This is a genomic window from Pseudomonas sp. dw_612, assembly GCF_018449725.1.
In the GTDB taxonomy this organism is placed as follows: domain Bacteria; phylum Pseudomonadota; class Gammaproteobacteria; order Pseudomonadales; family Pseudomonadaceae; genus Aquipseudomonas.
Genome location: NZ_JAAVVC010000003.1, coordinates 127,786 through 152,451 on the forward strand (window position 1 = coordinate 127,786; position 24,666 = coordinate 152,451).

A 24,666-nucleotide genomic window follows, 5' to 3' on the forward strand; every position below is an offset into this window, starting at 1 on the left:
GCTTGAGTGGATTTTCCGTGCCTGGAATTCGTCTTTTCGAAGCTTTTCTGTAAATTAAGCCCTGTGAATAAGTGCCACTAAGGGCAGTTGATAACAGGGCCTTAAAACTGAAGATAAACCCCTCTGTGGATAACCACCCCTTTCATCCACAGGCTTACACCGGTTATCCAAGGGCCTCCTTGGCACATGACCACAGGGTTTTGAATCTCTGTACATACCGAATATAAAGGCTTATATAGATCTATCCACAGAAAGGGTGCTCAGTAGAAATAAACATAAAAACAAAGATTTAATAAATTTCTCTCTTTTTAATTTCTATAACCCCGACTTCTCCACAGCTGGTTAAATTTTGTGCAAAGGGTTCTTTAGGAAGGGCGAAGTCCCTATACTTGCCGACCAGGTCCAAAAACCTGTGACCAACCTATTCCGGATTACCTAACTGAAGCAGGCACGAGGTGCGTGGTGGATTTCCCTTCCCGTTTTGAAGTGATCGTCATCGGCGGCGGTCATGCCGGTACCGAGGCAGCACTGGCGTCAGCACGTATGGGGGCAAAAACCCTGTTGCTGACGCATAACGTGGAAACCCTCGGTGCCATGAGTTGCAACCCTGCCATTGGCGGGATTGGCAAAAGCCACTTGGTCAAGGAAATCGACGCCCTCGGCGGCGCGATGGCCATGGCTACCGACAAGGGTGGTATCCAGTTTCGCGTGTTGAACAGCCGCAAAGGCCCGGCCGTGCGAGCGACTCGCGCTCAAGCCGACCGGGTTCTGTACAAGGCCGCTGTCCGCGAAGCCCTGGAAAACCAGCCGAACCTGTGGATATTTCAACAAGCCGCCGATGACCTGATCGTCGAACAGGAAACGGTGCGCGGTGTTGTCACCCAAATGGGCCTGCGTTTCTTCGCCGATTCCGTGGTGTTGACCACTGGCACCTTCCTCGGTGGACTTATCCACATCGGCATGCAGAATTATTCCGGCGGTCGCGCCGGTGATCCGCCATCGATTGCCCTGGCTCACCGCTTGCGTGAATTGCCATTGCGCGTTGGTCGCTTGAAAACCGGTACGCCGCCGCGTATCGACGGTCGTTCTGTGGATTTCTCGGTGATGACCGAGCAAGCAGGCGATACGCCGATCCCGGTGATGTCGTTCATGGGCTCCAAAGAGCAGCACCCGAAACAGGTCAGCTGCTGGATTACCCACACCAACGCCCGCACCCACGAAATCATTGCCGCGAACCTCGACCGTTCGCCGATGTATTCCGATGCCGGGCTGATCGAAGGCATCGGCCCGCGTTATTGCCCGTCGATCGAAGACAAGATCCATCGCTTTGCCGACAAGGAAAGCCATCAGGTCTTCATCGAACCGGAAGGTTTGACCACCCACGAGCTGTACCCGAACGGGATATCCACATCCTTGCCGTTCGACGTGCAGTTGCAGATCGTGCAATCGATCCGCGGCATGGAAAACGCGCACATCGTGCGTCCGGGCTACGCCATCGAGTACGACTACTTCAATCCGCGTGACCTGAAGTACAGCCTGGAAACCAAAGTCATTGCCGGCCTGTTCTTCGCCGGGCAAATCAACGGCACCACCGGTTACGAAGAAGCCGGCGCCCAGGGTTTGCTGGCTGGGGCCAACGCCGCACTGCGTGCACAGGGCAAAGACGCCTGGTGCCCGCGTCGCGATGAGGCGTACATCGGCGTGCTGGTCGACGACCTGATTACCCTGGGTACCCAGGAACCGTACCGGATGTTCACGTCCCGGGCCGAATACCGCCTGATCCTGCGCGAAGACAACGCTGACCTGCGTCTCACCGAAAAAGGTCGCGAACTCGGTTTGGTGGATGACGCGCGTTGGGCGGCGTTCTGCAAGAAACGCGAAAGCATCGATCTGGAAGAGCAGCGCCTGAAAAGTACCTGGGTTCGCCCGGGCACCGAGCAGGGCGATGCGATTTCCGAAAAGTTTGGCACGCCGCTGACCCACGAATACAACTTGCTCAACCTCTTGAGCCGTCCGGAAATCGACTACGCTGGTCTGATCGCCGTGACAGGCGGTGGTGCAGAAGATCCACAGGTCGCCGAGCAGGTCGAAATCAAGACCAAATACGCCGGCTACATCGATCGCCAGCAGGATGAAATCGTTCGTCTGCGGGCCAGCGAAGATACAAAACTGCCTGTGGATATCGATTACACGAACATTTCCGGTCTCTCCAAAGAGATCCAGAGCAAGCTCGGTGCGACCCGTCCGGAAACCCTGGGCCAGGCGTCGCGTATCCCGGGCGTGACCCCGGCAGCGATTTCGCTGTTGATGATTCATTTGAAAAAACGCGGCGCGGGCCGTCAGTTGGAGCAAAGCGCTTGAGTTCGTTGGTCACCTCGCAACATGCCGAAGAGTTATCCACAGGTGCTCGCCAGCTCGGTGTCACCCTGACAGAAGCCCAGCACACGTTGCTGCTGGGTTATCTGGCCCTGTTGATCAAATGGAACAAGGCCTACAACCTGACCGCCGTACGCGATCCGGACGAAATGGTGTCCCGTCACCTGCTCGACAGCTTGAGCGTGATGTCGTTTGTGGAAAACGGCCGCTGGCTGGACGTTGGCAGCGGTGGCGGCATGCCGGGTATTCCGTTGGCGATCCTGTTTCCAGAGTCCCAGGTCACCTGCCTGGACAGCAACGGCAAGAAAACCCGCTTCCTGACCCAGGTCAAACTCGAACTCAAACTCGATAACCTGCAAGTTATCCACAGTCGCGTTGAAAGTTTTCAGCCAGAACAGCCCTTCAACGGGATCATCTCCCGGGCTTTCAGCAGCATGGAAAACTTCAGCAACTGGACGCGCCACCTCGGCGACCGCGATACACGTTGGCTGGCAATGAAGGGCGTTCATCCCGCCGATGAGCTGGTAGCATTGCCGGCAGACTTCCACCTCGATAGCGAACACGCCCTGGCCGTACCCGGTTGCCAAGGCCAACGCCATCTGCTGATACTGCGCCGCACGGCATGATTGGGAACACAAGCAAGAATGGCTAAGGTATTCGCGATAGCGAACCAAAAGGGTGGTGTGGGCAAGACCACCACCTGCATCAACCTCGCAGCTTCCCTGGTCGCTACCAAGCGTCGGGTGCTGTTGATTGATCTCGATCCACAGGGCAACGCCACCATGGGTAGCGGTGTGGATAAACACGGCCTGGAGAACTCGGTCTACGACCTGTTGATCGGTGAGTGCGACCTGGCTCAGGCCATGCACTTCTCCGAGCACGGTGGTTACCAGTTGTTGCCGGCCAACCGCGATTTGACGGCCGCCGAAGTGGTTCTGCTGGAAATGCAGATGAAGGAAAGTCGTCTGCGCAGCGCGTTGGCGCCGATCCGTGAAAACTACGATTACATTTTGATCGACTGCCCGCCGTCGCTGTCGATGCTGACTCTGAACGCGTTGGTAGCCGCCGATGGGGTGATTATCCCCATGCAGTGCGAGTACTTCGCGCTGGAAGGTTTGAGCGACCTTGTGGATAACATCAAGCGCATCGCCGAATTGCTGAACCCGAACCTGAAAGTCGAAGGCCTGTTGCGGACCATGTACGACCCGCGCCTGAGCCTGATGAACGATGTCTCGGCCCAGCTCAAGGAACACTTCGGCGAGCAGCTCTACGACACCGTGATTCCACGCAACATCCGCCTTGCCGAAGCGCCAAGCTATGGCATGCCAGCGCTGGCGTACGACAAAACATCGCGGGGCGCCATCGCTTACCTGGCATTGGCCGGCGAACTGGTTCGCCGTCAACGCAAAAACTCACGCACCGCCGCCGCTCAGGCAACTTAAGGAATCCCCATGGCCGTCAAGAAACGAGGTCTCGGACGTGGACTGGATGCACTGCTGAGTGGTCCGACTGTCAGCTCGCTCGAAGAGCAAGCGGTACAAGCCGATCAGCGTGAGCTGCAACACCTGCCCCTGGACCTGATCCAGCGCGGCAAGTATCAGCCGCGTCGGGACATGGACCCGCAGGCGCTCGAAGAACTGGCGTTGTCGATCAAGGCCCAGGGCGTGATGCAGCCGATTGTGGTCCGCCCGATCGGCAGCGGTCGTTTCGAAATCATCGCCGGCGAACGCCGCTGGCGTGCCAGCCAGCAGGCTGGCCAGGAAACCATCCCGGCGATGGTGCGCGATGTGCCGGATGAAACCGCCATCGCCATGGCGCTGATCGAAAACATTCAGCGCGAAGACCTCAATCCGATCGAAGAAGCGGTCGCCCTGCAGCGTTTGCAGCAGGAGTTCCAGCTGACTCAGCAACAAGTCGCCGAAGCCGTGGGCAAATCCCGGGTAACCGTGGCGAACCTGCTACGCTTGATCGCGTTGCCGGAAGTTATCAAAACCATGCTGTCCCACGGCGACCTGGAAATGGGTCATGCACGTGCTTTGCTCGGTTTGCCGGAGAATCAACAGGTTGAAGGGGCGCGACATGTTGTCGCACGTGGGCTGACCGTGCGCCAGACTGAGGCACTGGTTCGCCAGTGGTTGAGTGGCAAACCGGAGCCCGTGGAACCTGCAAAACCGGACCCGGATATTGCCCGTCTCGAGCAGCGCCTGGCTGAGCGCCTAGGCTCTGCGGTGCAGATTCGCCACGGAAAGAAAGGCAAAGGGCAGTTAGTGATTGGTTACAACTCTCTCGACGAGCTTCAAGGCGTGCTTGCACACATTCGCTGAAACATTTCCTCATGTAGCGCGCAGTCGGAAATCACTACCTGACAGTTGAATAGGGGCTGAACCGCCCCTATACTCTGCGCGCATTTTGTCGGCACAAATTATGCCAAGTTATTGAATTCTGGCAGCCGACCATTGGGGAGTAAAAGTGATGGAAACACGCACGCCAAACCGCTTGCCGTTCCATCGCCTGGCAGTTTTTCCGGTGTTAATGGCTCAATTTATCGTTTTGCTCATTGCCGCTTTGGCGCTGTGGCAATGGTACGGAGTCGTTGCCGGGTACTCAGGACTCTGCGGAGGCCTGATAGCCTTGTTACCCAATGTTTATTTCGCTCACAGGGCATTTCGGTTTTCCGGCGCCCGAGCAGCTCAAGCCATCGTCCGGTCTTTTTATGCTGGCGAGGCGGGCAAATTAATTCTGACGGCAGTGCTCTTTGCATTGACGTTTGCAGGTGTGAAGCCACTGGCGCCGCTAGCTGTATTCGGCGTCTTCGTGTTGACCCAACTGGTCAGCTGGTTTTCGCCCCTGCTGATGAGAACAAGACTTTCGAGACCTTAGGGCGTTTGAGGCAACCATGGCAGAGACAACCGCTTCGGGCTATATCCAGCACCACTTGCAGAACCTGACCTTCGGTCAGCATCCTACCGGCGGCTGGGGCTTTGCCCACACCGCAGCAGAGGCCAAAGAAATGGGCTTCTGGGCTTTCCACGTCGATACCCTCGGCTGGTCGGTCGCGTTGGGTCTGATCTTCGTTCTGATTTTCCGCATGGCGGCAAAGAAGGCGACGTCGGGTCAACCGGGTGCTTTGCAGAACTTCGTTGAAGTATTGGTCGAATTCGTCGATGGCAGCGTGAAAGACAGCTTCCATGGTCGTAGCCCGGTGATTGCACCGCTGGCACTGACTATCTTCGTCTGGGTCTTCCTGATGAACGCCGTCGACCTGATCCCGGTCGACTGGATTCCTCACCTGGCCATCCTGATCACTGGCGATTCGCACATTCCATTCCGTGCCGTATCGACCACTGACCCGAACGCTACCCTGGGCATGGCCCTGTCGGTGTTCGCGTTGATCATTTTCTACAGCATCAAGGTCAAGGGCATCGGCGGCTTCATCGGCGAACTGACCCTGCACCCGTTCGGCAGCAAGAACATCCTCGTTCAAGCCCTGCTGATCCCGGTGAACTTCCTGCTGGAGTTCGTGACACTGATCGCCAAGCCGATCTCCCTGGCACTGCGTCTGTTCGGCAACATGTATGCCGGCGAGCTGGTCTTCATTCTGATTGCTGTGATGTTCGGCAGTGGTCTGCTCTGGCTTAGCGGCCTGGGTGTAGTTCTGCAGTGGGCGTGGGCTGTGTTCCACATCCTGATCATCACCCTGCAGGCGTTTATCTTCATGATGCTGACCATCGTTTACTTGTCGATGGCGCACGAAGAGAACCATTAAGACCAGTCTCGACTAGTCTGATGTCCCACTCGGTCAAACGAGTGGGTGCCCGAACAGGGCTTATGAAACGATTTGTTTTACCGCTTTAAAATCTAAAAAACCTAAACCATACGACGTAAAAGTCGGGAGGAAAGATGGAAACTGTAGTTGGTCTAACCGCTATCGCTGTTGCACTGTTGATCGGCCTGGGCGCACTGGGTACCGCAATTGGTTTCGGCCTGTTGGGCGGCAAGTTCCTGGAAGGCGCAGCGCGTCAGCCAGAAATGGTTCCAATGCTGCAAGTCAAAATGTTCATCGTTGCCGGTCTGCTCGACGCCGTAACCATGATCGGTGTTGGTATCGCTCTGTTCTTCACCTTCGCGAACCCATTCGTTGGTCAACTCGCTGGCTAATCACTCGAACCTTCGAGTGATTGGTTTGATGTGCAACGAACGAGCGAGGTGTTGGCGTGAACATTAATGCAACCCTGATTGGCCAGTCCGTTGCGTTCTTCATTTTTGTACTGTTTTGCATGAAGTTCGTGTGGCCTCCGGTCATCGCGGCTTTGCACGAACGTCAGAAGAAGATCGCGGATGGACTGGACGCTGCCGCCCGAGCAGCTCGCGACCTGGAGTTGGCCCAAGATAAAGCGGGTCAACAACTGCGCGAAGCTAAGGCTCAGGCAGCTGAAATCATTGAGCAAGCCAAGAAACGCGGTAACCAGATCGTTGAAGAGGCTGTTGAAAAAGCCCGTATCGACGCTGACCGTGTGAAGGTTCAGGCTCAGGCCGAGATCGAGCAGGAACTGAACAGTGTCAAAGACGCGCTGCGTGCCCAACTGGGTAGCCTGGCAGTCTCTGGCGCCGAGAAGATCCTGGGTTCCACAATCGATCAAAACGCGCACGCGGAGCTGGTAAACAAACTGGCTGCTGAAATTTAAGCGAGGGCGATCATGGCAGAATTGACCACGTTGGCCCGACCTTACGCTAAGGCAGCCTTCGAGCACGCCCAGGCCCACCAGCAACTGGCCTCTTGGTCAGCCATGCTCGGCCTGGCTGCAGCAGTGTCGCAAGACGACACCATGCAGCGCGTGCTCAAGGCCCCGCGACTGACGAGCGCAGACAAGGCCGCCACGTTTATTGACGTGTGCGGCGACAAGTTTGATGCCAAGGCACAGAACTTCATCAACGTCGTTTCCGAAAACGACCGTCTCCCGCTTTTGCCGGAGATATCCGCTCTGTTTGACCTGTACAAGGCCGAACAAGAGAAGTCGGTAGACGTTGAAGTGACCAGTGCTTTTGCATTGAACCAAGAACAGCAAGACAAACTCGCCAAGGTTCTCAGTGCACGACTCAACCGGGAAGTGCGCCTGCAAGTCGAGGAAGACAAATCCCTTATTGGGGGCATTGTCATCCGCGCCGGCGACCTGGTTATCGATGGCTCGGTTCGCGGAAAACTCGCAAGCCTTGCCGAAGCATTGAAATCTTGAGTTTGAAGGGGCAGCAGAGCAATGCAGCAACTCAATCCTTCCGAAATAAGTGAAATTATCAAGGGCCGCATCGACAAGCTCGATGTGACCTCCCAAGCCCGTAACGAAGGCACTGTCGTCAGCGTATCTGACGGTATCGTGCGGATTCACGGTCTGGCCGACGTCATGTACGGCGAGATGATCGAGTTTCCGGGCGGCGTCTTCGGTATGGCCCTCAACCTTGAGCAAGACTCCGTAGGCGCCGTTGTATTGGGCTCCTACCAGTCTCTGGCTGAAGGCATGAGCGCCAAGTGCACCGGCCGCATCCTCGAAGTTCCGGTTGGTAAGGAACTGCTGGGTCGCGTAGTCGACGCACTGGGTAACCCAGTTGACGGCAAAGGTCCGCTGAACAACACCGAGACCGATGCGGTCGAGAAAGTTGCTCCAGGCGTGATCTGGCGTAAGTCGGTAGACCAGCCTGTACAGACTGGCTACAAGGCTGTCGATGCCATGATTCCTGTCGGCCGTGGCCAGCGTGAGCTGATCATCGGTGACCGTCAGATCGGTAAAACCGCTCTGGCGATCGACGCGATCATCAACCAGAAAGACAGCGGCATTTTCTGCGTCTACGTAGCGATCGGTCAGAAACAATCGACCATCGCCAACGTTGTTCGCAAGCTGGAAGAAAACGGCGCACTGGCTAACACCATCGTCGTGGCGGCGAGCGCTTCGGAATCTGCAGCACTGCAATTCCTGGCACCGTACTCCGGTTGCACCATGGGTGAATTCTTCCGCGACCGCGGTGAAGACGCGCTGATCGTTTATGACGATCTGTCCAAGCAAGCAGTGGCTTACCGCCAGATTTCCCTGCTGCTGCGCCGTCCACCAGGCCGTGAAGCTTACCCAGGCGACGTGTTCTATCTCCACTCCCGTCTGCTGGAGCGCGCATCCCGCGTTTCGGAAGAATACGTAGAGAAGTTCACCAACGGCGCAGTGACCGGCAAAACCGGTTCCCTGACCGCATTGCCGATCATCGAAACCCAGGCTGGCGACGTTTCCGCGTTCGTTCCGACCAACGTGATTTCCATCACCGACGGTCAGATCTTCCTGGAATCGGCCATGTTCAACTCCGGGATCCGTCCTGCAGTGAACGCCGGTGTTTCGGTATCCCGTGTGGGTGGTGCCGCTCAGACCAAGATCATCAAGAAGCTCTCCGGTGGTATCCGTACCGCTCTGGCTCAGTACCGTGAACTGGCGGCATTCGCCCAGTTCGCTTCTGACCTGGACGAAGCGACCCGTAAGCAACTTGAGCATGGTCAGCGCGTTACCGAGCTGATGAAGCAGAAGCAATACGCACCAATGTCGATCGCTGACATGGCGCTGTCGCTGTATGCCGCTGAGCGTGGGTTCCTGACTGACATTGAAATCGCCAAGATCGGCAGCTTCGAACAAGCGCTGATTGCTTTCTTCAACCGCGATCACGCCGATTTGATGGCGAAGATCAACGTGAAGGGTGACTTCAATGACGAAATCGACGCTGGCCTGAAGGCCGGTATCGAGAAGTTCAAGGCCACCCAAACCTGGTAAGCCGCAGCGGGGGCCGCGAGGCTCCCGCTTGCTAACCTGATAGGTGTTACATGGCAGGCGCAAAAGAGATTCGCAGTAAGATTGCGAGCATCAAAAGCACGCAAAAGATTACCAGCGCCATGGAAAAAGTGGCGGTCAGTAAAATGCGCAAGGCACAAATGCGCATGGCTGCTAGCCGTCCTTACGCGGAGCGCATCCGCCAGGTTATTGGTCATTTGGCCAACGCTAACCCGGAATATCGCCACCCGTTCATGATCGACCGTGAAATCAAGCGCGTTGGTTATGTTGTGGTGAGCAGTGACCGTGGTCTGTGTGGTGGCTTGAACACCAACCTGTTCAAGGCCTTGGTCAAGGACATGGCGAAAAACCGTGAAAACGGCGTCGAGATCGATCTGTGTGTAGTGGGTAGCAAGGGTGCGGCTTTCTTCCGCAACTTCGGCGGTAACGTCGTCGCCGCTATCAGCCACCTGGGTGAAGAGCCGTCGATCAATGATCTGATCGGCAGCGTCAAGGTGATGCTGGATGCCTACCTCGATGGTCGTATCGACCGTCTGAGCGTTGTGTCCAACAAGTTCATCAACACCATGACGCAACAGCCTACCGTGGAGCAGTTGATTCCACTGGTGGCAACCCCGGATAAAGAACTCAAGCACCACTGGGACTATCTCTACGAACCGGACGCCAAAGAGCTGCTTGACGGCTTGATGGTTCGCTACGTGGAGTCGCAGGTCTACCAGGCGGTGGTCGAGAACAACGCGGCTGAACAAGCTGCGCGGATGATCGCGATGAAGAACGCTACTGACAACGCCGGTGATTTGATCAGCGATTTGCAGCTGATCTACAACAAGGCGCGTCAGGCTGCGATCACCCAAGAGATCTCGGAAATCGTCGGCGGCGCTGCCGCGGTTTAACGGTTCAAATATTCAGAGGATCCAGCTATGAGTAGCGGACGTATCGTTCAAATCATCGGCGCCGTTATCGACGTGGAATTTCCACGCGACAGCGTACCGAGCATCTACAACGCGTTGAAAGTTGTAAGCGCGGCCGAAACCACCCTGGAAGTTCAGCAGCAGCTGGGCGACGGCGTGGTTCGTACCATTGCGATGGGTTCCACCGAGGGCTTGAAGCGCGGTCTGGAAGTCACCGACTCTGGCGCAGCCATTTCCGTACCGGTCGGTAAAGCGACCCTGGGCCGGATCATGGACGTCCTCGGTAACCCGATCGACGAAGCTGGCCCGATCGACACCGAAGAGCGCTGGGGCATTCACCGTCCTGCGCCAACCTTCGCTGAACAAGCAGGCGGCAACGACCTGCTGGAAACCGGTATCAAGGTTATCGATCTGGTTTGCCCGTTCGCCAAGGGCGGTAAAGTCGGTCTGTTCGGTGGTGCCGGTGTAGGCAAAACCGTAAACATGATGGAACTGATCCGTAACATCGCCATCGAGCACAGCGGTTATTCCGTGTTCGCCGGTGTGGGTGAGCGTACTCGTGAGGGTAACGACTTCTACCACGAGATGAAGGATTCCAACGTTCTGGACAAAGTGGCACTGGTTTACGGTCAGATGAACGAGCCGCCGGGTAACCGTCTGCGCGTAGCACTGACCGGTCTGACCATGGCCGAGAAGTTCCGTGACGAAGGTAACGACGTTCTGCTGTTCGTCGACAACATCTATCGTTACACCCTGGCCGGTACTGAAGTATCCGCACTGCTGGGCCGTATGCCTTCGGCAGTAGGTTACCAGCCGACCCTGGCCGAAGAGATGGGTACTCTGCAAGAGCGTATCACTTCGACCAAAAACGGTTCGATCACCTCGATCCAAGCGGTATACGTACCTGCGGATGACTTGACTGACCCGTCGCCAGCGACCACTTTCGCCCACTTGGACGCCACCGTCGTTCTGTCCCGTGACATCGCTTCCCTGGGTATATACCCAGCGGTCGATCCACTCGACTCGACTTCGCGCCAGCTGGACCCGAACGTGATCGGCCAGGACCACTACGACACCGCTCGCGGCGTTCAGTACGTTCTGCAACGTTACAAAGAACTGAAGGACATCATTGCGATCCTGGGTATGGACGAGCTGTCGGAAGCCGACAAGCAGTTGGTAAACCGTGCTCGCAAGATCCAGCGCTTCTTGTCGCAACCGTTCTTCGTGGCTGAAGTCTTCACCGGTGCTTCGGGTAAATACGTTTCCCTGAAAGACACCATTGCTGGCTTCAAAGGCATCCTCAACGGTGACTACGACCACCTGCCAGAACAAGCGTTCTACATGGTCGGCGGCATCGAAGAAGCGATCGAGAAAGCCAAGAAACTGTAATCCCGGCGCCCGGCAACGGGCGCTAATTTAGGTTGAGGCAATCAGATGGCTATGACAGTCCATTGCGATATCGTCAGCGCGGAAGGGGAAATCTTTTCCGGCCTGGTCGAGATGGTGATTGCGCACGGTGCACTGGGTGATCTTGGTATCGCCCTGGGTCACGCGCCGCTGATCACTAATCTCAAGCCAGGTCCGATCCGCCTGATCAAGCAGGGCGGGGAAACCGAGGTGTTTTACATCTCCGGTGGTTTCCTCGAGGTTCAGCCGAACATGGTCAAGGTTCTTGCCGACACCGTGCAACGTGCTGCCGACCTGGATGAAGCCTCCGCTCAGGAAGCCGTTAAGGCTGCCGAGAAGGCCTTGCATGAACGTGGCGCAGAATTCGATTACGGTTCTGCCGCCGCACGTCTGGCCGAGGCGACAGCTCAGCTGCGCACCGTCCAGCAGATCCGCAAGAAGTTCGGCGGTTAATTCGTCATCGACTTGTTGTGCGATTGATTAAAAAGGGTAGCCTCGGCTACCCTTTTTTCTTTTCCGACTTTCATCATCTGGTCGCAGTTGCTGACCACCCAGGATTGGTAGCCAGTCATGTCTCTTGAAATCGTTATCCTCGCTGCCGGCCAAGGCACTCGCATGCGGTCGGCGTTGCCAAAAGTCCTGCACCCGATTGCCGGTAATTCGATGCTGGGCCATGTTATCCACAGCGCCCGGCAACTTGATCCACAGCGCATCCATGTGGTGATCGGCCACGGCGCCGACGCCGTGCGTGAACGCCTGGCGGCGGATGACTTGAATTTCGTGTTGCAGGACAAGCAACTGGGCACCGGTCATGCCGTGGCTCAGGCCGTACCCTTCATTAAATCCGACACCGTGTTGATTCTCTACGGCGACGTACCGCTGATCGAAGTCGAAACCCTGCAACGCCTGCTCAAGCAGGTGGCGCCCCAACAACTGGGCCTGCTCACTGTCGAGCTGGATGACCCGACCGGTTACGGTCGCATTGTTCGTGATGCCAACGGCCAGGTGGCTGCGATCGTCGAGCAGAAAGACGCCAATGAAGCCCAGCGCGCGATCACCGAGGGCAACACCGGCATTCTGGCCGTACCGTTTGAACGCTTGGGTGACTGGATGAGCCGGCTCTCCAACAACAATGCCCAGGGCGAGTACTACCTGACCGACGTGATTGCGATGGCGGTCAGTGATGGTCTGGTGGTGGCCACCGAACAACCGCACGACGCCATGGAAGTGCAGGGCGCCAACGATCGCAAGCAACTCGCGGAGTTGGAGCGTCACTATCAATTGCGCGTCGGCCGTCGCTTGATGGCTCAGGGTGTGACCCTGCGCGACCCGGCACGCTTCGATGTACGCGGTGAAGTCACCGTCGGCCGCGATGTGCTGATCGACATCAACGTGATCCTCGAAGGCAAGGTTGTCATCGAAGACGACGTGGTCATCGGCCCGAACTGCGTGATCAAGGACAGCACCCTGCGCAAAGGCGTGGTGATCAAAGCCAACAGTCACATCGAAGGCGCGATTCTGGGCGAGGGCAGCGATGCCGGTCCGTTTGCTCGTTTGCGTCCGGGCACCGTACTTGAGGCGCGTGCCCATGTGGGTAACTTCGTTGAACTGAAAAACGCCCATCTGGGCGAGGGCGCCAAGGCTGGGCATCTGACGTACCTGGGCGATGCCGAAATCGGTGCGCGGACCAACATTGGTGCCGGCACCATCACCTGCAACTACGACGGCGCGAACAAGTGGAAAACCGTGTTGGGTGAAGATGTGTTCATCGGCTCGAACAACTCGTTGGTGGCGCCTGTGGATATCTCCTCGGGTGCAACCACCGCGGCGGGTTCGACCATCACGCAAAATGTGGATAACGCGCAGTTGGCCGTCGGCCGGGCGCGGCAGAAGAACATCGACGGCTGGAAGCGGCCGGAGAAGATCAAGAAGAGCTGAGTTATCCACAGTTCATAAAGATCAAAAAGATCGCAGCCTGCGGCAGCTCCTACAGGGTGCACACATATCAGCTGTAGGAGCTGCGCAGGCTGCGATCTTTTTTATGGGTTATCCACAGCAGCCCTTTCTGAAAGGCGGGATGGCGATTGCCATTCGGCTCCCAATGGGGTCAATGGCAGTGTGCGCGAGGCTATTTTGTACAGCAGGCGCAGGCCGAGATCCGACCGCTGGGACAGTCGCGTCAGGCGCATGACCCACGCCACTTGCGCGTGCGACACCTTGACCGTCCTGGCGGGATTTCTATGGATCTTACGCAACGTCAACAACGCCAGGCCAATAGTCCACAGATTAAATCGCCGTATACCCGCGTGGCTGGCCGGGATGAGCAGCACGTATTGCAGCGCCTGCTGCAAATGGGAGTGAGCAGTGCCAATCAGTTCCGCAAGCGCCCGTGTGTAGTTCGGATCATCTTGCCCCGCCTTTAGCTGCGCTAGCTGAACACCATGTTTGGCAAGCAGGTCCCGAGGCAGCCAGCAAGCACCCCGCAGACGGTCGTCCCACTGATCCTTGAGAATATTGGTCAACTGCAAGCCTGTACCAAACGAAACAGCCAACCGATGCAGGTTTTCTCGTTGGGATAACAGGCTGGGTTCAATATCGATGAAAAACTCCGTCAGCAGTTTTCCCACGACACCAGCGACGCAATAGCAATATCGATCCAGCTCTCTCTGTGTGGCTAAACCCTGCAAGCCGGCATTCTCCTGAAACTCGCTCATGCCTTGGGTCATCACGCTCAGGCATTGCAGGATGACCTCTCGCTGAGAGGATTTGAGGGTGCGGGTCACGCTCAACACCTGTGGCAGGTGCCGGACCAGATCATGTTCAGCCTGAAGGGTCTGATCTGTCAGGCACAGGCTTAACTCGTCACTGAAAGCCTGAGGATCTGCGCGCCCGGATACGGCATCCAGGTAGATATTTTCGTAATAGCGTTTTTGTCCGGCAGTGAGCCCGGGTTCGTCTTCGATGGTATCGGCGATGCGACACAGTAAGTAGGCGTTGGTGACTGCCGGGTAAAGCTCGGCGGGCAACTGGGTAATGGTCAAGGCGAACGTGCGAGATACTTGCGCGAGGATTTCATCCTGATAGCGGACAGGATCGATGGAGAGGCTGGTGCGGGTTCGATTAACCAGCTCTTCACTTTGGATTGGCAGCTTGTGGCCGTTGCCTGGTTGCTGATTATTGTGATTCACCAGTATCAGTGATTCGTCCATGGCTTCAATCCACCTCAAGCGCTGAAATCGGGCATGGCTCAGTTTGCAGTACCGTGCCAGCGCCCACATCGGAAAATACAACCCGTACCTCGGGGAAGTCGTTTTTTATACGCCCATTGCGCTTGAAACGGTGCCCTTGCAGCAGTGACTGGCTGCCTTCTGCTTATTGCTGGTCCCGCAGATAACGCGCGAGCCCCTTGACGAAGTTTCGCCAATAGGTTTTGATTGGTTTCGTTATCTTTCGAATCGAAACTTACCAGTCCATGTCAAAGCGCAATACACCCCAACGCCGCCACAACATCCTCACCTTGCTCAATGAGCAGGGTGAAGTCAGTGTTGATGAATTGGCCAAGCGCTTCGAAACCTCGGAAGTTACGATTCGCAAGGATCTGGCCGCCCTTGAGAGCAACGGCCTGCTGCTGCGTCGTTACGGTGGCGCGATCACCATGCCGCAGGAATTGGTGGCAGACCTCGGCCAACCGGTTTCCAAGTACAAGCAAGCCATCGCTCGCGCGGCGGTGCTGCGGATTCGCGAACACGCACGGATCATCATCGACAGCGGCAGCACCACCGCCGCCATGATTCCGGAGCTCGGCCAACAGCCAGGCCTGGTGGTGATGACCAATTCCCTGCATGTTGCCAATGCCTTGAGCGAGCTGGAGCACGAACCGGTGCTGCTGATGACCGGCGGCACTTGGGATCCTCATTCCGAATCCTTTCAGGGGCAGGTCGCCGAGCAGGTACTACGCTCTTACGACTTCGACCAGTTGTTCATCGGTGCCGATGGCATCGACCTGGTCCGCGGTACCACCACTTTCAACGAACTGCTGGGATTGAGCCGGGTCATGGCGCAAGTCGCCCGAGAAGTGGTCGTGATGGTTGAGGCCGACAAGATTGGCCGCAAGATTCCCAACCTGGAGCTGCCCTGGAGCAGTGTCCATACCCTTATTACCGATGATCGCCTGTCCGTTGAGGCAAGGGATCAGATTCAGGCCCGCGGAATCAATTTGATCCTCGCGGCTGTCAGTCAGGAGAAATAGCATGTGTGGAATTGTCGGCGCAGTCGCAGAACGTAACATCACCGCCATCCTGCTCGAAGGGCTGAAGCGCCTGGAATACCGGGGCTACGATAGCGCCGGTGTGGCGGTCTTCACCAATGACGGAATTCTGGATCGCCTGCGCCGTCCGGGCAAAGTCAGCGAGCTGGACCAAGCCTTGGCCGAAACGCCGCTGATCGGTCGTCTGGGCATCGCCCATACCCGTTGGGCGACCCATGGCGCGCCGTGCGAACGCAATGCCCACCCGCATTTTTCCGGGCAGAATCTGGCCGTTGTGCACAACGGCATCATCGAGAACCACGAAGCCCTGCGCGAACAGTTGAAGGCTCAGGGCTATGTGTTCACCTCCGACACCGACACCGAAGTCATTGCCCACCTGCTGGCGCATAAACTCAAGGATCTGCACGACCTGACCGTGGCCCTCAAGGCGACCGTCAAAGAGCTGCACGGTGCTTACGGTCTGGCGGTGATCAGCGCCGACCAACCGGATCGCCTGGTGGCTGCCCGCAGCGGTAGCCCGCTGGTGATCGGCCTGGGCCTGGGGGAAAACTTCCTCGCTTCCGATCAACTGGCCCTGCGCCAGGTCACCGACCGCTTCATGTACCTGGAAGAAGGCGATATCGCCGAGATTCGCCGCGACAGCGTGCAAATCTGGGACATTGACGGCAAAGCCGTTGAGCGTGAAGCCGTGCAGTACGGCGACAATGCCGAATCCGCCGAAAAGGGTGAATTTCGCCACTTCATGCTCAAGGAAATCCACGAGCAGCCTACGGTCGTGCAACGCACCCTGGAAGGGCGCCTGAGCCAGCAACAGGTGTTGGTGCAGGCCTTCGGTCCGGAGGCGCCCGAGTTGTTCGCCAAGGTTCGCAACGTACAGATCGTCGCCTGCGGCACCAGCTACCACGCCGGCATGGTTGCCCGTTACTGGCTCGAAGAACTGGCCGGTATCCCGTGCCAGGTCGAAGTTGCCAGTGAATTCCGCTACCGCAAGGTAGTCGTCCAGCCTGACACCCTGTTCGTGAGCATCTCCCAGTCCGGCGAAACGGCCGACACCCTCGCCGCCCTGCGCAACGCCAAAGAACTGGGTTTCCTCGCCAGCCTGGCCATCTGCAACGTTGGCATCAGCTCGTTGGTGCGTGAATCCGACCTGACCCTGCTGACCCAGGCCGGTCGCGAAATCGGCGTGGCCTCGACCAAAGCCTTCACCACGCAGTTGGTCGGCCTGTTGTTGCTGACCCTGTCCCTCGGTCAAGTGCGCGGCACGTTGGCCCCTGGCATCGAAGCCACGCTGGTGGAAGAACTGCGGCGCCTGCCAACCCGTCTGGGCGAAGCCCTGGCGATGGACAGCACCGTGGAAAAAATAGCCGAGCTGTTCGCCGACAAGAACCACACCCTGTTCCTCGGTCGCGGCGCGCAATACCCGGTAGCGATGGAAGGGGCTCTGAAACTCAAAGAGATTTCCTACATCCACGCCGAAGCCTACCCGGCCGGTGAACTGAAGCACGGTCCATTGGCGCTTGTGGATAACGACATGCCAGTGGTGACCGTGGCGCCGAACAACGAACTGCTGGAGAAGTTGAAATCCAACCTCCAGGAGGTTCGTGCGCGGGGTGGCGAGCTGATCGTCTTCGCAGACGGCAAGGCCGGAATGACCAATGGCGAAGGCACCCACGTCGTGCAAATGCCGAGCATCCACGACATCCTGTCGCCGATCCTCTACACCATCCCGTTGCAGTTGCTGTCGTACTACGTGGCGGTGTTGAAAGGCACGGACGTTGACCAGCCGCGTAACCTGGCGAAGTCGGTGACGGTGGAATAAGTTATCCACAACAGGCACCCAAAAAAAAACCGCAGCTCAGGCTGCGGTTTTTTTTGTCCAGGATTTGCGCTGGTTCAAGTCCACCAGTACCGCACCAGATGAAAGAAAATCGGCGCGGCAAAACATACCGAATCCAGCCGATCGAGCATGCCGCCATGCCCTTCGATCATGTGCCCCCAATCCTTGACGCCGCGATCACGCTTGATCGCCGACATCACGATGCCGCCGGCAAACCCCAGCAAGTTGATCAGCAGCGCAATCAGGAACGACTGCCACGGGTTGAACGGCGTGGTCCACCACAAGGCTGCGCCGATCAGCGACGACAGCAGCACACCGCCGACAAAGCCTTCGACGGTTTTGGACGGCGACAGGTTGGGCGCGATTTTGTGTTTGCCGAACAACTTGCCGCACACGTACTGCAACACATCCGACAGCTGCACCACGATCACCAGATAGGCGATCAGAAGCAGATTGCGGCCTTCATAACCGACGATGTCCAGAGTCAGCAGGGCAGGCACGAACGACACGCAGAACACCGCGATCATCAAGCCCCACTGCACTTTCGAGGCGCGTTCCAGGAAGTGCGTGCTGTCGCCGCCCAGCGAGGCCAAGATCGGCAGCAGCAGGAACACGTACACCGGGATAAAAATCGAAAACAGCCCATACCAATCGGAATAGATCAGCAGGTATTGCAGCGGCAACGCCAGGTAAAACGCCGCCACCAATGCCGGGTAATCGCTGCGTCGGGTGGGCGTGAGGGTGAGGAACTCCCGCAGCGCGTAGAACGACACCGCGTAAAACAGCAGGATCACCGCGCCGGTGCCGAGCCAGAAGGCGATGCCGATCACCACCACCATGACCCACCAGGCGTTGATGCGGGCGTTGAGGTTATCCACAACTGCATTCGGCGTGCCGCGGGTGCGCAGTTTGAGAATCAGGCCAATAAGAGAAGCCAGCACCAGAATCATGCCGATCCCGCCGAACAGCATCAGGGTTTGTCGATCCATGTCAGGAATGCTCCGGGGCGAGGGCCAGCAGCGCGTCGCGGCTGCGTGTCAGGAAGTGCTCTTTGCTCTCGTCTTCTTCCAACTGCAACGGGATGCCAAAACTGGTGGTGCACAGCAGCGGCAGTGGCAGCACCCGGCCTTTTGGCATGACCCGATTGAGGTTGGCGATCCACACTGGAATCACTTGGGCCTGTGGGTAACTTTTGGCCAAGTGGTACAGACCGCTTTTGAACGGCAGCAAACCGTCCTCCAGATTGCGCGTGCCTTCGGGAAAGATGATCAGCGAATCGCCGTTCGCCAAGGCGTCGAGCATCGGCTGCAAGGGGTTATCCACAGGGTCTTTGCGCTCGCGATCGATCAGCACGCCGTTGAACACGCGGCTGATGATGTAACGGCGTACGGCGCTTTTATTCCAGTAGTCGCTGCCGGCCACTGGGCGCGTGAGTTTGCGCAGGGCCGGAGGCAGCGAAGCCCAGAGCAGCACGAAATCGCCGTGGCTGCTGTGGTTGGCGAAGTAGATCCGTTGCACCGGTTCTGGCGCGCAGCCCATCCACAGGCTGCGGGCGCCGGTGACGGTGCGGGCCATGGAGGTAATTAATGTGGCGACCACAGGTTCGAACATGAACGATTTCCTTATCCGGCAGAGGACAACCATGGGCTGGCCAGGATGACCGCCAATGTGGGCAGCACCTGGGCTGCCAGTAGGACAGCCTGTTTGCGTAACAGTTTAAGCGCCCCGCGCTGACGCTCGGCCCAAGGTCGGCCAGCACGGTCAGCCGGTTGCAGACCGAGGCTTTGCAGAGCTTGATCGAGATCGACCGTGCGGTGCGGCACGGCGTCGGCGTCTTGGGCGACCAAGGCAAACAGGTCAGCATCGAAGGCCACCCGAAACGCCCAGTATTTTTGCCAAAGCCCCAGGACGATCAGCCAGCCACTAAGGAGCAGGCCCAGCGCCGCCGGGGTGATCAACAGCAGCTGTAATAACCCGAACACCACGCCGAGCAGGGTCAGCCCTGTGGATAACTGATCGAGCGCCCGGCCCCGGCGTAGAAGGCTGGCGACCACCTGCAACTCCATATCAACCGGCATAGGCATTCTCCAGGGCTTGGCGATGTGCCGGGTGCAGCACCACGTGCGGGCGTGCGGCGCGGATCATCGCCACGGCGGCATCGACCGTGCTCGCTCGACCGCTGTGCAACAACCAGGCTGCGACAGCGGTGGCGCTGCGCGAATAACCCAAGGCGCAGCACACCAGCAGCGGACCTTGCTGGCGCAGGTGTTCAATGGCTTCGGCGGCGGCCAGGCATTGTTCAGCACTGGGCGCCGTCAGGTCGAGCACCGGAATGCTTTGGTAGGCGCGGCCCCGGGGATCGAGCGGCAGCTCCGCGCAGAGATCGACCACGGCTTTGAACGGCGTCATCTGGTCGGCACCGGGAAGCCTGCCCAGCCAAACGTTATCCACAACCTCATTGGGCTGTGGATGTTTGCGCGTCCACAGCCGTGAATTGATCCATGCCGCCGCTACGTAAGGCGCAAACAACCAGCGGGCGGCCGGGCTTAGGCGGCCGTCGGCGCGTTTCTGAAACCCATCGGCGTCGAACACGGCGTAATTCAGCGCTACCAACAGCAGCGCCACGGCGGGCCAGATCAGCCACAACCAGCCGCCGCCGAGGCCAAAGGCTGGAATGGCGAGTATCGCGACGCCGACGGCATAACGCAGGGCCAGCCGCCAGCGCTTCGAATCCTTGGCCAGCCGCAGGCTGCTCAACGGACTCGGCCGATCCAGCGGCCACAGCCACACACACAGCCAACCGGCGAGGGCGCCTGTGGGTAAGTCGATAAAGTGATGTTGATAAGTGGTCAGCACCGAAATCCCGATCAGTGCAAACCAACCGTGTACCACCCAGCGCCACAGGCCTTGAGTGTGCCGTTGGTACATGACCCACAGGATCACCAGCAGCGCGATGTGCAGCGACGGCGCCTGATTGAACGGCTTGTCGAACCCCGCCAGCACTGCGAACAGCCAGCCGAACACGCCATCCAGCTCCGGCCGTTCGAACGTGAAACGCAGCGGCCACAGCAGGAAACAACTGACCGAAATCACTTGAGCGCTGAGCAGGCGCAAGGCGTGGCGCTTGAGTTCATGGCGGCTGTCAGGCAGCAGCAGGGAAAAGCCGTACAGCAGATCAATCGTCCAGTAGGGGACGATGGTCCATGCCCAAAAAGGCATAGCGCTTTCCCAGTCAAAAACGAAGGTGCCGACGTCGCTGCGCTGATTCGTGACCCACGTGGCAAAGCCGTAGCTGGCGAAAAACAGCGGCGCCAATAGCAGCAACCAAAGCACGGCTGGTTTGAGTAAACCCGGTTCTCGGGGGGCCGCCACCATCATTGCACCCGTTGCGCGAGAGACACGGTAAAGATCCCCCATTCATCCACACGCTGGGTGATCTTGCGGAAACCCGCCGCTTCCACCAGTTGATCCATTTCCGCCTGGCTGCGCCGACGCATTACCCACGCCTGGCCCTGACGGTGACTGGTGAGGGCGCGGGCGATCAATTCCAACTGCGGGTGCCAAGGTTGGCCGGTGTAGACCAGATAACCGCCGGGCTCCACGGCCTCGGCCAAACCGGCCAGCGAACCACCGACCATCGTGTTGTCGGCAAACAATTCATACAACCCGGACACCACCGCCAGGGTTGGCTTGGGCTCCAGCGCCGCCAGATCGGCGCGATCGAAGGCATCGCCTTTGACGAATTGCGCGATGTCGCCCAGGCCTTTATCGCGGATCAGCGCACCGCCATCCCGCACGTTGATGTCGCTGTAATCGCGCAGCAGGATCGATTCCGGCAACGGACTGACACCCTGCAACGCTTCAAGAATGTAGCGGCCATGGCCGGCGGCGATGTCGACGATGCGCACCGGGCGGCCTTCGTCGCGCAGTTTGCCCATGGTCAGGCGCAGCAGTTCTTCAACGTTGAGTTTGCGCTGGCGAATGCCGCGCCAGCCGATGGAGTTCAGGTAATTCTGATCAATCATCCGCCCGAGGCCGCCCTTGCCGGTGGGCTGGTTGCGGTACACGTAGTCCAGGGTGCTGCCGGAGTCGAAACCGGTGTCGAAACCGAGCTTCACGCCGTCGGACAGCTGGCTGCCCAGGCGCATGCTGGCGCGGGTCATGCGCCAGTACAGGTCACGCAGCGAGTTGTGTGGCAGCGGGGCGGCGAGGGATTCCGATTCGGCGCAGGTCAGGCCGATTTTGTCGGCGTCCAGCAGCGAAGCGCGGTCCAGCGGGTAGTCAAAGTTTTGCAGGATAAAACGCTTGGCGCTGGCCACCGCCACGGCGCGATCACGTTCCCCGAGGGTGTCGTGGAAGAAGCCCGGCAGGATGTGCTTCTCTTTTTTCAGGCTGCCCAGGCGTTCGAAAAACTGTTCCTGGGGTTTGCGGTGCACCACAAAGTCCGAACCGGAAATCAGCAACTGGGTCGGTACCTGAATCGCCTGGGCGTCAGCCACCACGCGGTCGGCGGCTTCGTACAAGCCGAGCAACACATTCACCGAAATGGCCTTGGTGATCAGCGGATCGCTGTCGTAGGAAGCCACGCGTTCCGGGTCATGGCTGAGGAACTTGGCCTTGACGTAGCTGTTGACGAAAAAGTTGCCGCGAAACTTGCGCATCAACCCCAGGCCGGGGCGGGCGAACGGCACGTAGAGCTTGACCTTGAATGCCGGCGAGGCGAGCACCAGCGAACGAATGCGCGGCGCATAGTCGTGGACCCAGGTCGAGACGATCACGGCGCCGACGCTCTGGGCGATCACCGCCATGTTCTCTTCGTCGATCTGGTGGGCCGTGCTCAGGTGATCGCAAAAGGTCTGCACGTCACGCACGCTGGTGGCGAAACTCGGGCTGTCGCCGCGCGCGCCGGGGGACTGACCATGGCCACGGGCGTCCCAGGCAAAGAAGTCGAAGCCAGGCAGGTCCAGCTCATCCACCAGGTGCGCGATGCGCCCGGAATGTTCATGGCCGCGATGAAACAGCAGCACCGCTTTGCGCGGTTCGCCCGGGCTGGCGGCAGTGGCCGGCCAGTGACGATAGAACAGCTCGACGCCGTCGTGGGTGGTGAAGGTCTGATTCTGGGGGTCGCGCATTGCATGTTCCTTATGCTGAGTGAGAGGGCCTTAGGCCGAGGGAGCGGTTTCCTGCACTTCTTTAAGGCCCTGACGGACCCGGTTGACCAAGGTGTACGCCAGCAGGACGGCGACCACCCCTAACACCACATTAATCCACAACGCGCTGATCCAGCCGAGGGCGACGCCGGTGGCGACCACGCCCAGGACAAACGCCCGATCACTTTTGCCCATCGGCCCGTCATACCGGCGCGATGCGCCGACCATCGGCCCGAGGACGCCACTGTACTCGCTGAACAACGCCAGCAGCGTGACCGACAGCACAATCAATCCGCTCACGTCGGCAATCAGCGCAAACGGCAGGATCAACGCGCAGTCCGCAACGATATCGCACAGTTCATTAAGGTAGGCGCCGAGGCGCGACTGTTGGCCGAATTCCCGGGCCAGCATGCCGTCGATGGCGTTCAGCGCCATGCGCAAAATCATCCACAGCGGAATCAGCGCAAACACCCACGGATGCTGGGCGAAACAGGCAATCGCAACGCCCACCACCACCGAAATGACCCCGGCCAGCACGGTGATTTGATTGGCGGTGGTGCCGTTATCGAACAAGCGTTGCACCAGCGGGCGCAACAGATTCTGGAACGCCGGTTTGAGTTGGTAAATGGAGGGCATCGGGGGATGGTCTCGGCAATTGAAAGCGTGAACATTCAGGGTTATACGTCACAATAATCAGAATGCCAGTAAAACCCGTCTCTCCGCGAATCCAGGGCTCATCGGAAACTCTCGGCCCCGCGTATTTTAGTGCTCAGGAGTTTACCGATGGACCGATTCCAGGAAATGCAGGTGTTCGCCGCCGTCGCCCAGGCGCAAGGCTTTTCGGCGGCGGCGCGGCGTCTCGGGATGTCGGCGGCCAGCGTCACCCGCGCGGTGGCGGCGCTGGAGAAACGCATCGGCACCCTGTTGCTGACGCGCACCACGCGCAGCGTGCATTTGAGCGAGGCGGGCCAGCGTTACCTGGAGGATTGTCGGAGAATTCTCGCCGAGGTGCAGGAAGCCGAGGATTCGGCAGCGGGCAGCCACGCCCAGCCCCGTGGGCAATTGACGATCACCGCGCCGGTGTTGTTCGGCGAGTTGTTCGTGACGCCGCTGATGGTGAGTTATCTCGATCAATTCCCTGAAGTGACGATCAACGGCTTGCTGGTCGATCGTGTGGTGAGCATGGTCGAGGAGGGCATTGATGTCGCCGTGCGCATTGGTGAACTGCCGGACAGCAATCAGCACGCGATTCGGGTCGGTGAGGTAAGGCGGGTGATTTGTGCAGCGCCGGCCTACCTGAACGCCCACGGCCGCCCTCTGCATCCTGAAGAATTGGCCGGGGCGCCGGTGGTGGCGACTTCGTCCATCGGGCAGCTCAGGAGCTGGCCCTTTCTCGATAAAGGGCAGCCGATCAACGTTCGCCCGGAACCGCGATTGGTGGTCACGGCCAATCAGGCGGCCATCACGGCGGCGAGCCTCGGTCTGGGGTTTACCCGGGTCTTGTCCTATCAAGTGTCGAGCAAAGTCGCGGCCGGTGAGCTGGAAATCGTGTTGGCGGACTTTGAATTACCGCCGCTGCCGATTCACGTGGTGTACCAGGGCGGGCGCAAAGCCCCGGCGCGGATTCGTAGCTTCGTCGATTTTATGGTGAAGGCCCTGCGCGAACATCCAGCCTTGGGGTAAGGCGCAAAACCTTGTGGGAGCGGGCTTGCTCGCGAAAGCGGTAGGTCAGCCAACATCCCTGTTGAATGGTAAATCGCTTTCGCGAGCAAGCCCGCTCCCACAGGGATGGTGGTGTTGGGCTCATTTCTATTGCGCAGAATGAAACAATGGATTGCATTTGCTGGTTATTCTGTTGTTTCGGGGATGGGTAGATGATGCCTGCCATCGGTGCTGATCA

General features: G+C 58.5%; 24 protein-coding genes. 17 read left to right on the top strand and 7 right to left on the bottom strand.

Annotated elements, in window-relative coordinates; translation table 11 throughout:
* Positions 1-462: 462 nt before the first annotated feature.
* The 14 genes from mnmG to glmU all read left to right on the top strand — a co-directional run bounded on the left by mnmG (position 463) and on the right by glmU (position 13,450).
* Positions 463-2,361: a tRNA uridine-5-carboxymethylaminomethyl(34) synthesis enzyme MnmG gene (gene mnmG / locus HB680_RS06255; protein WP_213937704.1), complete on the top strand. Its 1,899-nt coding sequence runs from the start codon at positions 463-465 to the stop codon at positions 2,359-2,361.
* Positions 2,358-3,002 (top strand): 16S rRNA (guanine(527)-N(7))-methyltransferase RsmG, encoded by a 645-nt coding sequence (gene rsmG / locus HB680_RS06260; protein WP_213937705.1) that lies wholly within the window; start codon positions 2,358-2,360, stop codon positions 3,000-3,002. The genes mnmG and rsmG overlap by 4 nt, the downstream gene beginning before the upstream one ends.
* Positions 3,003-3,020: 18 nt before the next feature.
* On the top strand, positions 3,021-3,818 hold the full coding sequence (locus HB680_RS06265; protein WP_123515492.1) for a ParA family protein: 798 nt from the start codon (positions 3,021-3,023) through the stop codon (positions 3,816-3,818).
* A gap of 9 nt (positions 3,819-3,827) precedes the next feature.
* Positions 3,828-4,700 carry a ParB/RepB/Spo0J family partition protein gene (locus HB680_RS06270; protein WP_213937706.1) on the top strand — a complete coding sequence of 291 codons (873 nt, stop codon included), beginning with the start codon at positions 3,828-3,830 and terminating at the stop codon, positions 4,698-4,700.
* Between the two features lie 148 nt (positions 4,701-4,848).
* Entirely contained in the window at positions 4,849-5,256 is a 408-nt protein-coding gene (locus tag HB680_RS06275; protein WP_213937707.1) for a F0F1 ATP synthase subunit I, read from the top strand.
* 16 nt (positions 5,257-5,272) lie between these two features.
* Positions 5,273-6,142 carry a F0F1 ATP synthase subunit A gene (atpB, locus tag HB680_RS06280; RefSeq protein ID WP_213937708.1) on the top strand — a complete coding sequence of 290 codons (870 nt, stop codon included), beginning with the start codon at positions 5,273-5,275 and terminating at the stop codon, positions 6,140-6,142.
* Positions 6,143-6,276: 134 nt separating this feature from the next.
* Positions 6,277-6,534, top strand: a complete 258-nt coding sequence (gene atpE, locus HB680_RS06285) for a F0F1 ATP synthase subunit C (protein WP_002555987.1) — start codon at positions 6,277-6,279, stop codon at positions 6,532-6,534.
* A gap of 56 nt (positions 6,535-6,590) precedes the next feature.
* Positions 6,591-7,061, top strand: coding sequence for a F0F1 ATP synthase subunit B (locus HB680_RS06290; RefSeq protein WP_007948090.1), 471 nt, complete (start codon positions 6,591-6,593; stop codon positions 7,059-7,061).
* Between the two features lie 12 nt (positions 7,062-7,073).
* Positions 7,074-7,610 (top strand): F0F1 ATP synthase subunit delta, encoded by a 537-nt coding sequence (locus tag HB680_RS06295; RefSeq protein ID WP_054048159.1) that lies wholly within the window; start codon positions 7,074-7,076, stop codon positions 7,608-7,610.
* Positions 7,611-7,631: 21 nt separating this feature from the next.
* Positions 7,632-9,176, top strand: coding sequence for a F0F1 ATP synthase subunit alpha (gene atpA / locus HB680_RS06300; RefSeq protein ID WP_213937709.1), 1,545 nt, complete (start codon positions 7,632-7,634; stop codon positions 9,174-9,176).
* 50 nt (positions 9,177-9,226) lie between these two features.
* The gene (gene atpG / locus HB680_RS06305; RefSeq protein ID WP_123515499.1) at positions 9,227-10,087 is read left to right on the top strand and encodes a F0F1 ATP synthase subunit gamma; all 861 of its coding nucleotides are present in this window, start codon (positions 9,227-9,229) and stop codon (positions 10,085-10,087) included.
* Positions 10,088-10,114: 27 nt separating this feature from the next.
* On the top strand, positions 10,115-11,494 hold the full coding sequence (gene atpD, locus HB680_RS06310; RefSeq protein WP_008155715.1) for a F0F1 ATP synthase subunit beta: 1,380 nt from the start codon (positions 10,115-10,117) through the stop codon (positions 11,492-11,494).
* A 45-nt stretch (positions 11,495-11,539) separates the two neighbouring features.
* The gene (locus HB680_RS06315; RefSeq protein WP_201115593.1) at positions 11,540-11,965 is read left to right on the top strand and encodes a F0F1 ATP synthase subunit epsilon; all 426 of its coding nucleotides are present in this window, start codon (positions 11,540-11,542) and stop codon (positions 11,963-11,965) included.
* Between the two features lie 117 nt (positions 11,966-12,082).
* Positions 12,083-13,450: a bifunctional UDP-N-acetylglucosamine diphosphorylase/glucosamine-1-phosphate N-acetyltransferase GlmU gene (glmU, locus tag HB680_RS06320; protein WP_213937710.1), complete on the top strand. Its 1,368-nt coding sequence runs from the start codon at positions 12,083-12,085 to the stop codon at positions 13,448-13,450.
* 101 nt (positions 13,451-13,551) lie between these two features.
* On the opposite strand, the gene HB680_RS06325 is transcribed toward glmU, so the two are convergent.
* A complete protein-coding gene (locus HB680_RS06325; protein ID WP_213937711.1) occupies positions 13,552-14,721 on the bottom strand; it encodes a phytoene/squalene synthase family protein in 1,170 nt (389 codons plus the stop codon).
* 263 nt (positions 14,722-14,984) lie between these two features.
* Here HB680_RS06325 and HB680_RS06330 point away from each other — a divergent pair, with 263 nt between their 5' ends.
* Entirely contained in the window at positions 14,985-15,761 is a 777-nt protein-coding gene (locus HB680_RS06330) for a DeoR family transcriptional regulator (protein ID WP_213937712.1), read from the top strand.
* A 1-nt stretch (position 15,762) separates the two neighbouring features.
* A complete protein-coding gene (glmS, locus tag HB680_RS06335) occupies positions 15,763-17,598 on the top strand; it encodes a glutamine--fructose-6-phosphate transaminase (isomerizing) (protein WP_213937713.1) in 1,836 nt (611 codons plus the stop codon).
* A gap of 74 nt (positions 17,599-17,672) precedes the next feature.
* Here glmS and HB680_RS06340 read toward each other — a convergent pair whose 3' ends face one another.
* From HB680_RS06340 to HB680_RS06365, 6 genes are read right to left on the bottom strand one after another with little or no spacing between them, the layout of a single operon-like run.
* The gene (locus HB680_RS06340; protein WP_213937714.1) at positions 17,673-18,605 is read right to left on the bottom strand and encodes a phosphatidate cytidylyltransferase; all 933 of its coding nucleotides are present in this window, start codon (positions 18,603-18,605) and stop codon (positions 17,673-17,675) included.
* Position 18,606: 1 nt separating this feature from the next.
* Positions 18,607-19,227 (bottom strand): lysophospholipid acyltransferase family protein, encoded by a 621-nt coding sequence (locus HB680_RS06345; RefSeq protein WP_213937715.1) that lies wholly within the window; start codon positions 19,225-19,227, stop codon positions 18,607-18,609.
* Between the two features lie 11 nt (positions 19,228-19,238).
* Entirely contained in the window at positions 19,239-19,694 is a 456-nt protein-coding gene (locus tag HB680_RS06350; protein WP_213937716.1) for a hypothetical protein, read from the bottom strand.
* Positions 19,684-20,994, bottom strand: a complete 1,311-nt coding sequence (locus HB680_RS06355) for a phosphatase PAP2/dual specificity phosphatase family protein (RefSeq protein WP_213937717.1) — start codon at positions 20,992-20,994, stop codon at positions 19,684-19,686. The genes HB680_RS06350 and HB680_RS06355 overlap by 11 nt, the downstream gene beginning before the upstream one ends.
* Positions 20,991-22,748 carry a bifunctional alpha/beta hydrolase/class I SAM-dependent methyltransferase gene (locus HB680_RS06360; RefSeq protein WP_213937718.1) on the bottom strand — a complete coding sequence of 586 codons (1,758 nt, stop codon included), beginning with the start codon at positions 22,746-22,748 and terminating at the stop codon, positions 20,991-20,993. Before HB680_RS06360 ends, HB680_RS06355 begins: the two co-directional genes overlap by 4 nt.
* Positions 22,749-22,778: 30 nt before the next feature.
* The gene (locus tag HB680_RS06365) at positions 22,779-23,402 is read right to left on the bottom strand and encodes a CDP-alcohol phosphatidyltransferase family protein (protein ID WP_213937719.1); all 624 of its coding nucleotides are present in this window, start codon (positions 23,400-23,402) and stop codon (positions 22,779-22,781) included.
* A gap of 147 nt (positions 23,403-23,549) precedes the next feature.
* On the opposite strand from HB680_RS06365, the gene HB680_RS06370 reads away from it, so the two are divergent.
* Positions 23,550-24,449 (top strand): LysR family transcriptional regulator, encoded by a 900-nt coding sequence (locus HB680_RS06370; protein WP_213937720.1) that lies wholly within the window; start codon positions 23,550-23,552, stop codon positions 24,447-24,449.
* Positions 24,450-24,666: the final 217 nt, after the last annotated feature.

Bases quoted from the DNA above. Each gene is read 5' to 3' on its own strand.
- HB680_RS06350 (WP_213937716.1), bottom strand. From the start codon at position 19,694: ATGCCGGTTGATATGGAGTTGCAGGTGGTCGCCAGCCTTCTACGCCGG.
- HB680_RS06370 (WP_213937720.1), top strand. From the start codon at position 23,550: ATGGACCGATTCCAGGAAATGCAGGTGTTCGCCGCCGTCGCCCAGGCG.
- HB680_RS06330 (WP_213937712.1), top strand. From the start codon at position 14,985: ATGTCAAAGCGCAATACACCCCAACGCCGCCACAACATCCTCACCTTG.
- glmU (WP_213937710.1), top strand. From the start codon at position 12,083: ATGTCTCTTGAAATCGTTATCCTCGCTGCCGGCCAAGGCACTCGCATG.
- HB680_RS06295 (WP_054048159.1), top strand. From the start codon at position 7,074: ATGGCAGAATTGACCACGTTGGCCCGACCTTACGCTAAGGCAGCCTTC.
- HB680_RS06270 (WP_213937706.1), top strand. From the start codon at position 3,828: ATGGCCGTCAAGAAACGAGGTCTCGGACGTGGACTGGATGCACTGCTG.
- atpA (WP_213937709.1), top strand. From the start codon at position 7,632: ATGCAGCAACTCAATCCTTCCGAAATAAGTGAAATTATCAAGGGCCGC.
- atpB (WP_213937708.1), top strand. From the start codon at position 5,273: ATGGCAGAGACAACCGCTTCGGGCTATATCCAGCACCACTTGCAGAAC.
- HB680_RS06355 (WP_213937717.1), bottom strand. From the start codon at position 20,994: ATGATGGTGGCGGCCCCCCGAGAACCGGGTTTACTCAAACCAGCCGTG.
- HB680_RS06265 (WP_123515492.1), top strand. From the start codon at position 3,021: ATGGCTAAGGTATTCGCGATAGCGAACCAAAAGGGTGGTGTGGGCAAG.
- atpE (WP_002555987.1), top strand. From the start codon at position 6,277: ATGGAAACTGTAGTTGGTCTAACCGCTATCGCTGTTGCACTGTTGATC.
- HB680_RS06345 (WP_213937715.1), bottom strand. From the start codon at position 19,227: ATGTTCGAACCTGTGGTCGCCACATTAATTACCTCCATGGCCCGCACC.
- HB680_RS06360 (WP_213937718.1), bottom strand. From the start codon at position 22,748: ATGCGCGACCCCCAGAATCAGACCTTCACCACCCACGACGGCGTCGAG.
- HB680_RS06325 (WP_213937711.1), bottom strand. From the start codon at position 14,721: ATGGACGAATCACTGATACTGGTGAATCACAATAATCAGCAACCAGGC.
- HB680_RS06365 (WP_213937719.1), bottom strand. From the start codon at position 23,402: ATGCCCTCCATTTACCAACTCAAACCGGCGTTCCAGAATCTGTTGCGC.
- atpG (WP_123515499.1), top strand. From the start codon at position 9,227: ATGGCAGGCGCAAAAGAGATTCGCAGTAAGATTGCGAGCATCAAAAGC.
- HB680_RS06275 (WP_213937707.1), top strand. From the start codon at position 4,849: ATGGAAACACGCACGCCAAACCGCTTGCCGTTCCATCGCCTGGCAGTT.
- HB680_RS06315 (WP_201115593.1), top strand. From the start codon at position 11,540: ATGGCTATGACAGTCCATTGCGATATCGTCAGCGCGGAAGGGGAAATC.
- glmS (WP_213937713.1), top strand. From the start codon at position 15,763: ATGTGTGGAATTGTCGGCGCAGTCGCAGAACGTAACATCACCGCCATC.
- atpD (WP_008155715.1), top strand. From the start codon at position 10,115: ATGAGTAGCGGACGTATCGTTCAAATCATCGGCGCCGTTATCGACGTG.
- HB680_RS06340 (WP_213937714.1), bottom strand. From the start codon at position 18,605: ATGGATCGACAAACCCTGATGCTGTTCGGCGGGATCGGCATGATTCTG.